This is a genomic window from Bacillus sp. AFS029637 (genome assembly GCF_002584985.1).
In the GTDB taxonomy this organism is placed as follows: Bacteria; Bacillota; Bacilli; order Bacillales; family Bacillaceae_G; genus Bacillus_A.
Map to the genome: position 1 here is coordinate 122,133 of NZ_NUPZ01000037.1, position 13,725 is coordinate 135,857.

Annotated in this window: 12 protein-coding genes and 1 pseudogene; 2 read left to right on the plus strand and 11 right to left on the minus strand. The window is 34.0% G+C overall.

Annotated elements, in window-relative coordinates:
* Nucleotides 1–48: 48 nt before the first annotated feature.
* From COE49_RS19770 to COE49_RS19795, 6 genes are all read right to left on the minus strand, one after another.
* Complete coding sequence (locus COE49_RS19770; protein WP_088231170.1) at nt 49–813, minus strand: DUF2087 domain-containing protein; 765 nt, start codon at nt 811–813, stop codon at nt 49–51.
* An 831-nt stretch (nt 814–1,644) separates the two neighbouring features.
* Nucleotides 1,645–3,033, minus strand: coding sequence for a class II fumarate hydratase (fumC, locus tag COE49_RS19775; RefSeq protein WP_088231169.1), 1,389 nt, complete (start codon nt 3,031–3,033; stop codon nt 1,645–1,647).
* Nucleotides 3,034–3,264: 231 nt separating this feature from the next.
* Nucleotides 3,265–4,668, minus strand: a complete 1,404-nt coding sequence (gene nhaC, locus COE49_RS19780) for a Na+/H+ antiporter NhaC (RefSeq protein ID WP_088231168.1) — start codon at nt 4,666–4,668, stop codon at nt 3,265–3,267.
* Nucleotides 4,669–5,191: 523 nt separating this feature from the next.
* Nucleotides 5,192–6,646, minus strand: a complete 1,455-nt coding sequence (locus COE49_RS19785; RefSeq protein WP_098357245.1) for a hypothetical protein — start codon at nt 6,644–6,646, stop codon at nt 5,192–5,194.
* 193 nt (nt 6,647–6,839) lie between these two features.
* Nucleotides 6,840–7,250, minus strand: coding sequence for a hypothetical protein (locus COE49_RS19790; protein WP_088231166.1), 411 nt, complete (start codon nt 7,248–7,250; stop codon nt 6,840–6,842).
* A gap of 119 nt (nt 7,251–7,369) precedes the next feature.
* Entirely contained in the window at nt 7,370–7,855 is a 486-nt protein-coding gene (locus COE49_RS19795) for a hypothetical protein (protein ID WP_088231165.1), read from the minus strand.
* Nucleotides 7,856–8,024: 169 nt separating this feature from the next.
* Between COE49_RS19795 and COE49_RS19800 the strand changes: the two are divergent.
* Nucleotides 8,025–8,261, plus strand: a pseudogene (locus COE49_RS19800) (GntR family transcriptional regulator); the annotation flags it as partial.
* A gap of 144 nt (nt 8,262–8,405) precedes the next feature.
* On the opposite strand, the gene fbpA reads toward COE49_RS19800, so the two are convergent.
* On the minus strand, nt 8,406–8,576 hold the full coding sequence (gene fbpA, locus COE49_RS19805; RefSeq protein ID WP_088231164.1) for a Fur-regulated basic protein FbpA: 171 nt from the start codon (nt 8,574–8,576) through the stop codon (nt 8,406–8,408).
* Between the two features lie 193 nt (nt 8,577–8,769).
* The gene (locus COE49_RS19810; protein WP_098357244.1) at nt 8,770–9,669 is read right to left on the minus strand and encodes a cation diffusion facilitator family transporter; all 900 of its coding nucleotides are present in this window, start codon (nt 9,667–9,669) and stop codon (nt 8,770–8,772) included.
* A 212-nt stretch (nt 9,670–9,881) separates the two neighbouring features.
* Between COE49_RS19810 and COE49_RS19815 the strand changes: the two genes are divergently transcribed.
* A complete protein-coding gene (locus tag COE49_RS19815) occupies nt 9,882–10,955 on the plus strand; it encodes a WD40/YVTN/BNR-like repeat-containing protein (protein WP_088231162.1) in 1,074 nt (357 codons plus the stop codon).
* Nucleotides 10,956–10,994: 39 nt separating this feature from the next.
* Here the strand turns inward: COE49_RS19815 and COE49_RS19820 are convergent, their stop codons facing one another.
* The 3 genes from COE49_RS19820 to COE49_RS19830 form a co-directional block, all read right to left on the minus strand.
* Complete coding sequence (locus COE49_RS19820) at nt 10,995–12,101, minus strand: DUF4179 domain-containing protein (RefSeq protein ID WP_088231161.1); 1,107 nt, start codon at nt 12,099–12,101, stop codon at nt 10,995–10,997.
* Nucleotides 12,098–12,664 carry a sigma-70 family RNA polymerase sigma factor gene (locus tag COE49_RS19825; RefSeq protein ID WP_088231160.1) on the minus strand — a complete coding sequence of 189 codons (567 nt, stop codon included), beginning with the start codon at nt 12,662–12,664 and terminating at the stop codon, nt 12,098–12,100. Before COE49_RS19825 ends, COE49_RS19820 begins: the two co-directional genes overlap by 4 nt.
* Nucleotides 12,665–12,790: 126 nt before the next feature.
* Nucleotides 12,791–13,621: a PP2C family serine/threonine-protein phosphatase gene (locus tag COE49_RS19830; protein ID WP_088231159.1), complete on the minus strand. Its 831-nt coding sequence runs from the start codon at nt 13,619–13,621 to the stop codon at nt 12,791–12,793.
* Nucleotides 13,622–13,725 lie beyond the last annotated feature (104 nt).

Genomic DNA, 13,725 nt, shown 5'->3' on the forward strand with positions numbered 1-13,725 from the left:
TATAGTTGTTATAATGATGTGCTTCTATTCATTTTCTTTTGTGCATTATTATAACTTTACCCAGTATTGGCTTCCATCAGCTGTTCTATCTAAAAAACCATATTCGATTAAATATCTTCTTAAAGTTACGAAATCTGGGTATATATTTTTCAAAATTGTATTTACTTCTTTTTCGGCATACTTTTGATTACTATCAAACTTTTTCACTAAGTGACGCAGTATAATTAATTTACGCTTTTGCTTCTTCGGAAATTTAGAAAGCGGCCCATCTAATCCATCTATAAAATGCGCTTTTAATACTTCATCATTTTCTTCTTCCGTAATATTGTAGCGATCATCCACCATCGTCGCTGTTCTATGAATTGGTACAAATTTCGTTTGCACTTTTGATTTTTCTTCTGATAATTCCATTAATGCTAAAAATACTTTCGCTTGCTTCATTTTCTCTCGCAGTGTAAATCGATGATTGCGAATTGTTGATGTGCTTCCGCCATCCATCTCTTTTACAATCTCTTTATCATTCAATCCCATATGGAAAAACTGAACCATTTTCTTTTGCAAATCCGTTAAACCAGTAAATTTCTTATCCATATTTAATAAATAATCAAACATAGACGTATGCTCATTTTGAATATGCAATTGGGCAAACTTCTCTGCTTCATACAAAACTTGATTATCTTGATAAATAACCCCTTTTATAAACGTTTCTCCGCAAGCTAAACAAATATATTCTTCTGCCGCTGCATCAAACACATATCCTTTCTTCAATTCCTCAACCGATGCCTCCCAAAACTTCTCTGAAATATCACTCATACTAAACACTCCTTCAAAACGTTTGTTTTCAAACAAACATTTCATAATATCGTTTATTATCTCTTCATCATCTTAACATACCAAAAACAAACATTTCAACGTTTCGTTTGCCTATTTTATAAACTTTTATAAAAAAATCTATTAATAATCTTTATAAAGGATTTAAAACAATAAAAAGCGAATGTATTTAATAAACTAATGATTATAGGATGTGAACTAGAACGTGACTATTCTTCAAGACACTCTGTTTACTGTTAAACAACTTGCACATAAAACATATACAAATTTAAAAAAATAAAATACGGCATTCAATTCCAACTATAAAAAGGTGTTTTCATATAAGAAAACACCTTTTTATCTTTTATATATTTTATTTACAACTTCTACTAAAACTTTACTCGCTTGAACAAATACATGTTTTCGATTTCTATCCTCAACGAATTCTTTTGAACAACCACTATTAATCATTATACAATGAATTATGAATACTATTTTCACTCTTTTCATACCCGTCACTTTATGTCACTCCACTATTGAAAAACTTTTTTATATTTATCTCATCAAAAAAGTTTACACGAATAATGAAACGTAAAAATATGNNCATATTTTTACGTTTCATTACAATATCGTGATTTATTTTATTTACAAAACACGTATACCGAGGTAACTAACTTGAAATTTAAAGTGAAAAAACATCCATTTCACTATTCTTCCAAAATGAACACTCCACTAATTCATACAAAACCCTTTAAATATAATTTTTTCCCACAAGGAATTACACTTGAATATAGAAAAGCCAAGATTCTAAGCTACGAACCTTGGCTTCTTCTATTATTCTTTCGGTGCGATCATTTTCTTCGGATCTACAATTTCATCAAATTGCTCTTCTGTTAGTAATCCAGAATGCAATGCTGCTTCTTTTAACGTCAATCCTTCTTTATGAGCATGCTTCGCAATTTTCGCTGCATTTTCATATCCAATATGCGGGTTTAGCGCTGTTACAAGCATTAATGAACGATTCACATTTTCATTAATCACTTCTTCATCTGCTTCAATACCAACTGCGCAATTGTCATTAAACGAAACAATGGCATCCGCTAATAAGTGTGCTGATTGTAAGAAGTTGTAAGCGATAACTGGTTTAAATACGTTTAATTCAAAATTACCTTGGCTCGCAGCAAATCCAATAGTCGCGTCATTCCCCATCACTTGCGCTACAACCATTGTTAACGCTTCACTTTGCGTTGGATTTACTTTACCTGGCATAATAGAACTTCCTGGCTCATTAGCAGGAATAATAATTTCCCCAAGACCACTACGTGGACCACTTGCAAGCCAGCGCACATCGTTAGCTATCTTCATTAGATCCGCAGCTAATGCTTTTAATGCACCATGAGTATATACAACTTCATCATGACTCGTTAATGCATGGAACTTATTTGGTGCAGAAACAAATTGTTTACCTGTAAATTGGCTAATTTCCTCTGATACCATCTCACCAAATTTAGGATGCGCATTAATACCTGTACCAACCGCAGTACCACCAATTGCTAGCTCTTTCATATACGTATTGCTCTCTGCAATCATACGCTCTGTTTTTTCAAGCATACGATGCCATCCGCTAATTTCTTGCCCTAACGTTAACGGTGTTGCATCTTGTAAATGTGTACGACCAATTTTAATAATGTGTTCAAATGCAGTTACTTTTTCTGCTAAAGTTTCTTTTAACTTCGTAATTGCTGGTAATACGTGATTTTCTACTGCAATTACACACGCTACATGAAGCGCCGTTGGAAATGTATCATTTGAGCTTTGAGACATATTCACATCATCATTCGGATGAATATGTACTTCAGATCCTTTTTCATTTAAAATTTGATTCCCGCGATTTGCAATTACTTCATTCACATTCATATTCGATTGTGTACCACTACCTGTTTGCCATACGACAAGTGGAAAATGTTCATTCCACTTCCCTGCAATGACTTCATCAGCAGCTTTCACAATTGCTTCTGCTTTTTCTTCTGATAATTTCCCTAACTTTTGATTGCTAAGCGCGGCACTCTTCTTTAAAATTGCAAATGCTTTTACAATTTCAAGCGGCATTTGCTCTGTTCCAATTGGAAAGTTTTCTTTACTACGCTGCGTCTGAGCTGCCCATAATTTATCAGCTGGAACTTTTATTTCTCCTAATGTATCTCTTTCAATTCTGTACTCCATTTTTTCATCCCCTTGAAAATATAATACCTACATCTTTTATATTAACAGACTTTTTCTCAAATGATAAGAATTCTCACTCGTATATATAAATATTTGATATTTATTTTCAATCCCCCCCTTAACATGCAATGTGTCGGAATCAAAACGAAATATTAATAAGCTGGTTATCCATCCCCGCTCGAATAAACAAAAAAAATCACCTTCCACATTACGTAAAAGGTGATTTTTTATTTATGACGCTTGTTTTCCTTTATCTGCGTCATCTGCATACCAAATAAACTTACCTGTATATCCGTAAATAACTGCTAAAATTAGTGATACAAAGCTTAGCCACATAAACGGAACATATGAGAGTGTTGCCACTCCTAAAATACCAGCCATAAAAATACCATTATCCGACCATGGAACCATACCAGAAGTTAACGTTCCACCTACTTCTGAGTTACGCGCTAATACGCGACGGTCTATTTTTAATTTATCATAGCTATCTTCCATAATTTTCGGCGTTAAAATAAGTGACACGTACATCGCACAGCCAAATATATTCGCTAAAAATGCAACAACTAATGTAGACAGTGTTACATTACCTGCCGAATTTAATTTCTTCTCAAATTTCGATACGATTACTTTTAGAACACCTAGTTTTTCAAGTAATCCACCAAATCCTAAACCGAAAATAATAACGGCCACTGAACCAAGCATACCGTTAATTCCACCACGGTTTAATAACTTATCGACAAACTCAACACCAGATTGAATGGAGAATCCGTTATATGCTGTTCCAATTGCCTCTCCAAAGTGCATTCCTTGGAAAAGAGTTGCCCAAATTGCACCAATTAAAGCTCCCATAGCGATTGTTGGCATAGATGGTTTTTTCATCGCCAATAGCACAATAACGATTACAGCAGGAACAAGCATCCATATTTTAATATCAAAGTGTTGTAATAAAGATTCTTTTAAAAACTCTACTCTATTTAAATCTACATTATCCCCGCCATACATCCATCCAGCAACAGTAAACATAATGCTGGTAATAATATAAGCCGGAACGTCTAATACGAGCATAGCTCGAACGTGAGCAATTACATCTACTTTCGCCATAGAAGCTGCAAGAACTGTGCTATCAGAAAGTGGTGATAATTTATCTCCGAAATAAGCTCCTGAAAGAACTGCACCAGCAACAAGCGGAAGTGGTAATCCAAGTCCTTCACCAATCGCCATCATAGCTATACCAGCTGTTCCAACTGTTCCCCATGATGTTCCTGTCGCGATAGAAGTAATAGAACAAATAATTAAAGTTGCCAGTAAGAATATGCTTGGGTGGATAAATTCTAATCCATAATAAATTAATGTCGGTACAACTCCACCGGCAATCCACGTTCCAATTAAAGCCCCTACTGCAACTAAAATAAGAATTGCTTCTAATCCATTAGAAATCCCTTTTGTAATTGCATCTTGCAATTCTTGATAACGAAATCCTAACCTTAATCCAAGCGCAATAACTAAAAACCATGAAATAAAAAGCGCTAATTGAATTGGGAGATCAAAAATCGTTTGGAAGGAAAAGACGACAGCAAGAAATAGGAATAAAAGAATGATAATTTCTGGCATCGATGGTAATCTTACACTTTTCATTTTTTTCTCTCCTTACAAGTCGATAACATGATGTATGTCGGCTTATATGTATGTAGAATACAATTAGCGAAGACAAAACAAAATTTTCATATTATTTCGATTTATTTTTTCAGTATAATATTTTTACACCTTTTCTATTGTAAAAGTAGATGCTACTTTTCGCAATGAAAAAAATAAAAAAATGTTGTATTTTTATTTATTAAGCTATTTGCAGCAATTAAAAATCTCCTGATAATAACCTTTTTAATATTTGTCTTCATAAAACTTTTTACTATGAAGTGCTATGTTTCCCCATAAAAAAACACACATCATTAACATGATGCGTACTCCACTATTATCTATATATATTTTTATTTCTTCTTTTCATTATTTTTTTATCATTGTAATTATGATTTTGTTTCATAAAAAGATGAAGAATTAACCCTTCTTTAGGATCTTGCTTCTTTAAATTTCACAATATTAATTTCAACTTTTCACTTTTTTCATTTACATAGTTTGTTACATAGTAATCTTCCATTGAACTTTATTTCTTCAAGATCATATCCGAAATAATCATTGGAATATAGGACCTTTCTCCTTGGGGCGTTTTTACATTCGTATCATAATGAATAGTAAGAACTTTTATTCCTTCTACATCTACTGTAACAGATTCCATCGGACTATTTTTGCTGATTTTCTTTTCGATAATTGGTGTTCCTACAATTTGTTTCGTTACCTTATCTACTTTATAATCGTCCCCATATACACGAACAATATAATCACCTGTATGAACACTTTGTCCTTCTCCAGCTCCTATATTGAATGTTACAGTTTTGAAATCATCCGCAATTGGATATTGATAATTTCCATATCTAGTTGTATCACTTCCTAAATCGAAATCGGCACCCACTGCTTTCATGGCATCATAATGCGATTTTCCACTCACATCTTTAAATCCATAAGTAGAAGGTAATTTGTTACTCCGATTTGTTTCTATCGCGGGGAATCCAGTCAATGATACTTCATCCAATTCTTTTCCTGTTGCTAAATTAAAGGCATACAGTGCGCTTTCAACAGAGAAATAAATGACACCATCTGTTTTCCCTACTGTTTCTTTTAAACTAATAGTTGATTCAAATGGAATCTTTGTTCCCGCAAATAAAGAACTTGTTTCAGATTTAATCCCTACCTTTGTTGAACTTACATACCGTGTAACAGGCTGATAGAAAGAAATTTCAGGGTGGTCTTGTATATCTTTTTTCAAATCTAAAATACCTGCAATTTTTATCTCTTTATAATCTGGCGACAATTCAATTACTTTCACTTCCACATCCATGTCTTTTCCTTCTTTTTTCATGGATAGACTACTATAAGATGCCGTATCGATTGCTTCAACACCTGGAATGTCCAATGTTCCACTTGATGGTTTTAATTGGATTGTTTTTTTATCTTTTTCCTCATAACCACCATCTACTTTTCTTTCGAATACCGCATCCATACGAACAAGCTTTTTACTACTAAAATCCTTACCCATTTTATATAAATGAACTTCTCCTTCATCAGTAATACGCGTTTCTATTTTCATGCTATCTACAAATATATCACTTGTACTATCTTCGGCAATAACAGTAACTGCCATATTATCTCTATCTAAATGAGCGATTTCTCCTTCATATCGTAATGCTAATAGTGTATACCCTGTTGTTTTATCTTTTGCATACCCTAAATACCGAATCGCTCCACTTTCATTTTCATATAAAAGTTGTTCTTGTTTTTGAATTTCTAATGGAGCTTTTGCATATGTAACGTTTTTTTTCACTTCTTTTCCTTTTTCACTCTGCTCTTTTACTTTCTCACTTTGTTCTTTTACTCCATCTGTTTTTTTCGTTTCTTCCTGCTTCACTTCTTTCATGACTTTCTCTTTTTCTTCACTTCCACAAGCTGCCATTCCAAAAACTGTCGCAATTGTTAAAAGTGAAATCCCTATATAACGTTTCATTCGTTTCCTCCTCTATATGCCCGAATCACATACATCAAAACTATGTTCTACCAATTTTTTCAAGCGAATAGTTTCTATCAAAATGATACAAACACAATTTCTTAAAATCCTATCAATATTCATCCCATACAACTCATTTATCGCTATTTCATGATTTACACAAAAATCATGCATGAATATTTAAAGCGGATACCTACATATCTTTTTTCTTACCATGGATTATTTTTCTCCCCTGCGAAACTGAAAATGGAATGAAATAGGTTACGATGACAAGTATAGAAACGAATAAACCTACTTTTCCACCGATATAAGAATATTTCCAAGGCGCATATAAATTATCTGTAAGAAGTAACAATAACCAGAAACACACATTTGGAATTCCAGATAATAAATAAAAAATCCCTGGGTTTCTTCCTATAATCATTCTATACATACTAATTGCGGAAAAAAGAGGAGTAAGGTATAGAAAAAAGAAAATTGAAATTTCTTCCCAGATAGGAATTGTAAATCCATTCACATCTTTTGCTCCAAACGCATTATACCAAGGCATAAAAAAAGTAAAAATAAGCGTACACATGAAAAGACATCTTAACAATAATGTCAATTTGCCACCTCCTGCACATTGTAAAATCAAGTTATTTAAACGACGAATATCTCACCTGAAGGATCGCTTGTTATTTCGTAAGCACAAGTTTTTCTTTTTTATTCACTATCAGTTCTATCTCATTTCCCCGAAAGCTCTTCACGTGTAGCTTCTCTTTTTTTCTTTTGCTCTGCCCATGTAGAACGACTTTCCGCCGTTTTTGTGAATTCCATAACTTGTTGAACACCAGAAGGACTCTCTATAATCTCTTCTAAATCACCATCACCTTTCAGTTTGAATATTACTTTTGAACCAATGGAACGTTCTTGTGATTGTGAACTCGAATTGACTACAATTGCTTCTACTCTATCTTTTTTTACATTTTGTACTTCTAAAGTTAAATCCCAATACTTCCCATCATCCTCTAGACTCATCACTAGATTTTCATTCTGTTTCTTTAGTGTGAAATACCAATCATCATTATGCCAATTTCCAACTAATTTACTCACTTCATTTTTATTTTTTGACTCTGTTGATGCTTGTTCCACTTCCTGTTTTTCTGAACAACCCGCAATACTTCCCATCATGATCACCACCAAAAAAATCACCCATCTCATTTTTTTCATCGTCTCCCCCCATACACATTTTGAAAAATTTTTTCATCATACCTCTTCTAGGAATTGTATTCACAGATACCTATCTCGCATGCTCCCCTTTATCCCCCATATTTTATTAATATGCGGAAATCTTACTATAAACACACTTTTATGTATCACTAAATGTCAAATGATAGTTATACAACTTTGGATTATAGAAGGTGTATTACAGCCTAATAAAAAAATGAATGATGGGGAATTGACAGAAGCACTTGGAGTAAGTAGATCACCAGTTAGAGAAGCATTATAAATTCTAGAGGTCTAGTGGAAATGGTCCCTGGGCAAAAAAATTGCTCCAATTAAATTAGAAGACGTATCCATTATTTATGAGACGATGGCTAGTCTTCACTCAATTATTGGAAAGCAAACACTTCAAAAGTAAAATGAAAAGCGAATAGAACAAATAATGTCTCAAAAGTGGATCTGTCATGAAAGAAATACAAAAAATAATTTCTATGAAATAATAATAGAGCTGGTTACACAAAATCGTAACCAGCTCACCTTTTACTAATCTATATAGCTATGCCTGAATATCTGCGTAATCTACAATATCTTCATACTCTTTTTCTAATTCCTCTAAAGACAGCTCGTATAATTGTCGGTCGCGAATTTTAAACACACCTGCTCCAATTAACTCATCAATTAAATACCTCTTACGATTTTCAACAGCAAAACGGAGTTGACTACTCATCTTTTAAAAAACTCCTTTCTACGATCATTGAAAATGATAATCTTTATCAATTACCACTTTTGATTATAAAAGATGATTCTTAATAAGTAAAGTAATCTTATGAAATATTTACCTTACAAAGTATTTGTGGCCACATTATATATATGTATGTCGTGCGAAAAATGTTATGACACTTTTTCGTATCCTTTTTCTTTCATACTTTGCAAGTTGTCTCACTATGAGCAAATTCACCATCAATTTCTACTTGAATGGTGACATGTTCTACATGAAACTTCTCCTTTAATACATCCGTAGCTTCTTTTAATACACTTTGTGTTTCATTACCTTTAATAATCAAGTGGCAAGTTAATACTTGAAAATCCGATGTGACAGACCATATGTGTAAATCATGAACTTCCTTTACAATCGTAATACTTAACAATGTCTTTTTTACTTCTTCAACATTTATGTGCTGCGGTGCACCTTCCATTAATATATGAACCGTATCACGTGTTACACGCCATCCACTAATAATGACTAAAATAGACACGAGAATACTAGCAATTGCATCTGCAGCAGTCCATCCGAAAAATTTAATAAGTAGTGCTGCAATAATCGCTCCGACTGATCCTAATAGATCCCCTAATACGTGTAAGAAAGCACTTCTTAAATTCAAATTACCTTTCACATCTCCGCCTCTCATTAATATCCAAGCTGATAAAATATTAATAAGTAGACCAAGTACAGCAATAATGAGCATCCCATTACTAGCAATCTCAACCGGTTCTTTAAAACGACGAATGGCTTCAATAAAAATGTATACTGAAATGACGATAAGAACGACACCGTTACATAATGCCGCTAACATCTCAACTCGCTTATATCCATATGTCTTTGCAGCAGTTGCCGTTTTTTCTCCAAGCTTAAACGCAAGTAAACTTAAAGCTAAAGATACCGCATCACTTAACATATGCCCCGCGTCAGATAGTAGTGCTAAGCTATTTGTTACAAATCCCCCAATAACTTCAGCAATCATAAAACTTGTTGTTAATAAGAACGCAAGTAGTAGCGCCTTTTTATTGTTAGAATGACCGTGATCATGTGAATGTCCCATACGAATGCTCCTTTAAATGCAATATCTGTACATTAGTATGAAACAAACTCTCCATCTTTATCCCGCATTAACTGCCCATAAATGCCCGCTTCCTCTGTATACTCACTTCGCTATTTTTCAAATAATCCCTTTTTCTCAAATAAAAACAAGACTACTTCTTTTTTATTTTCATATTGTTTACTAATGAAAGAATTTTTAAGGAGGCTACTAAAATGAAACGTTTATTTCTCTGTATGGAGCGTGAACTTGTTGTAGTAAAAGAACAATATGGTAACTATGAAACAGCATATCACTTACAAAATATGCAACCTACCTGTATCGCCGTTGATCCGTTCCACCAAAATCGTGTATATTGCGGAACATTTGGACGAGGTCTCTGGTTAAGTGACGATAGCGGAGATTCATGGAGACCAATTGGAGATTCTTATCGTTACTTTGATTTCCCTAAAGAGGATGGTATTTTACACTCTTCTATCACTTCCATAACGATAAGCTCAAATGAACAAGTTAACGGATATGGCGTCGTTTATGTCGGCACAGAACCGAGCGCTTTATTCCGTTCAGAAAACGGTGGTGAAACGTGGACTGAACTTAAAAATATGAAATCATTATTATCTTCTTATACGTGGGCTTTTCCACCTAGACCTTTTACTCATCACGTGCGCTGGATTACAGTGGATCCAAACAATCCAAATACAATACACGTTTCAATCGAAGCTGGTGCTGTTATTCAAAGTAATGATAGAGGGCATACATGGATTGATAAAAAATTCGGTGCTCCTATCGACGCTCATCAATTACTTATGCACCCTGAAGCTCCAAATCGCCTTTATGCATCATGTGGTGACGGATTTATGAGTGGCCCTGATCGCGCTTATCTAGAAAGCTACGATAACGGCAGTAGTTGGATATCATGTAGTGAAGGAATTGAACATCATTATTTATACAGCATGGCTATCGATCCAGCTGATTGTAATACAATTCTCGTTTCTGCCGCACCAAGTGCTGATCTCGCTCATCACCGTATTCCTTATGAATCTTATATATATCGTAAAACGAAAGACACTCCTTTCCAGCAAGTACAACAAGGACTACCATCTGCAATTGGTACAGTCATTTCGATGTTTGCGACAAATTCAGCAGAACCACACACATTTTACACTTTAAATAACAACGGCTTGTTTCAATCCAACGATAGCGGCGAATCGTGGGAACAACTAAACATTCCGTGGAAAGAGGAATATAAAACGCAGCATCCGCATGCGTTACTTGTTACCAGTTCTTAATGAAAAAGGACTGCCTACTTATTTCAGGCAGTCTCTCTTTTATTTCTTTAAATCAATCACGATATCATCTAATATAATCCCTTTCTTTTTCGCTTCTTTATTCGGCACTTCAATTTTCTTCTCGATTCCATCAATAAACTCCACTCCACCAAAGTTTTCTGGCGTATGAACTCTTAAATGAACATGAGGCGTAACGATAAGCTTTGTTGCATGTTCGTTTAATTTTTGGAATGTAGCACTCCAACTACTTTTATATGGTTCTGCTACTGTACTGCTTCCACCATTTCCTTGACCTGCATATCGATTTCCTAAATCATCTTTTATTTCCAGTTCAACATACGCACTATCCCATATACTTCTTAACGCCTTCGATTCTTCCTGATTGTAAAAAATGATAAACGACATAGGGGTAACTTCCATTTTGTCTATATTTACTTTTATACCTTCTTTTTCCGAAGTACCCTTAACCTTCACATCCTTACCATCTTTCGCCTTTATACTAAGTTCAAAATCCCAATTTCCTTTTATTGAGTTCCCTTCATAATCCAGTTCAATTGCTTCCATGTTCCATCTCACATTTGCAACATCTAGCCTTTCATTTTCAATACCACTCATAGTAGTCATGCCTACATATTTCCTCTCTCCAACCTTTGTAACATTCGAACTACCTGCCCCGCCATTAAAGCCCATAACTTGCGGACTTCCAAATATGAATGGTTTCTCTCCTAAATCTTTATTACTCTCAATAGAATATGTAATTGTAATTGTTCTACCATCGAACACAGCATCATTAATTGTAACCTTAACCCCATTACTCTCTCTCGTCATATTCAACTCAGTCGAAAACTCTTTATAATTTTCATATACCCCTGTTCTACCATTATCTAAAAATCGGAATATGTCCCCTACTATTGGTAGTCCTCCAGCGTATGTAGGAAATCCGATGCCAAGCATGGCAACCGATACGCCGACTAAAATAGATGCAGCAGCGACACCTTTCTTCCAAGTTTTCATCTTTTTCTTCGTACGTATCGATTGCTTTACATTACGCTTCACTTTTTCTTTTTCAATTTCAGAAGCCTCAATTTCTTCTAGTTCTTTTTCATCTATATCAATATCATTTAATAGCTCATAAATGTCTTTCATATTGCACTACCTCCAAAACTAATATTCGTAGCATTTTGTTGTAGTTTCTTTTTTCCACGGTACACTCGATTATCTATCGCTGCCCGAGTTAATCCTAACTTGTCACCTATTTCCTCTGTCTTCATACCGAGAAGGTATTTCATAATGAACACTTTTTGATCTAACGGTTCTAATTGATTAATAAGCTTTAATAACTCTTCCCTATCTTCCATAACGATTAATTCATCTTCAGCTGACTTTTCCGTACTGATATGAAACTCATCTGATATAATTTCTACTTTTTTAGTCGCTTTTCGGTAATAATCAATTGCCTTAAACTTTGCAATCGCTGCAATCCATTTTTTAAAATCATTCTGCTCTCCATGAAATTTATTTGCGTTATTCCATATGGAAAGAAATATATCGTTTACACATTCCTCTATGAGTCCATCATTTTGAACAGGAAGAAGAACTTTATGCGTTATTCCTTTTATGAGTGGTAAGTATGTATCAACAACAAATTCTAGCGCATCTTCTTTTTGTCGCTGTAATCGTTTTATAAAATTTTTCTCATTTGATTTCATGTAGCGATTCCCCTTATTTTTTTGTAAAAGCTTTTACACCCTATATAACGTCTTTAAAAATATTTTCTCTCATCTTTGCTTAACAAAAAAGAGTTCAAGGACAAAATCCCTTGAACTCTCTTTCATTTATTCATTCGCGCATTGTTTATTTTCAGTGTCAATGGACCACCCAATAATCGTAGCACAATCTCTACCTTTCCACTGCAGTACATTTGTTAATACTGGCTCAATCTGTAAGCAACTTCCATCGTGTAATATTTCTACTAAAGATTGATCATCATCAAACCTTCGTTTATCACACTCTAAAATACCGTCCGTTGCCATTACTATGTGATTCATTCCTTTTTCTAATCCTCTTACACCTGACGTAAAGCACGGTGTATTTGCTGCAAAGATATTTTTTCTACCGATATATTCATAATTCTTTCGTTTATTTAATCGTCCTTTTCCATTCTTCGTTTTCTCAGAATGGAATAAATATGCGAAACAATCACCCACTGATAGCCAATACAGAAATTCACCTTTTCGCAAGCAAATTAAGCAGGCAAGTTCCTCATCATCTTGATCACATTTTTCAATAAATAACTCATCTGTAAATAACGCTAATAAGTACATATGTGTATGATGAAAAGCTAAATGTATCGGGTATGAAAATAACTCTTTTAGTTTCTCTTTTCTTTCCGAAATCGCTTCTATTATATAATGGATATTTTTCGTTTTATGATGTGTATCAAAAATCATAACAAATTCAAATTGTAATTCAGGATCCCACCAAGCAAGCACTGCATCTCCTCTTTCATATGCATCACTCTCTTGATTTCCACCGTATACGCCGACTGAAAGAGGACCACATTTTTCAACATGTATTTCATCTACATACATCTGTTCATGACTCATCCATTTGAATGTATTCACAGCTATCATCCTCTCTCTTGCTAAATGTATACCTTTACACATAGATTACCTTATATTTCAATAAAAATAAACTTTTTCAACATTTTTTATCCAAATAAAAGGATTTTATTTCTTATCTGGCGAATATATCTTAATATACGATATAA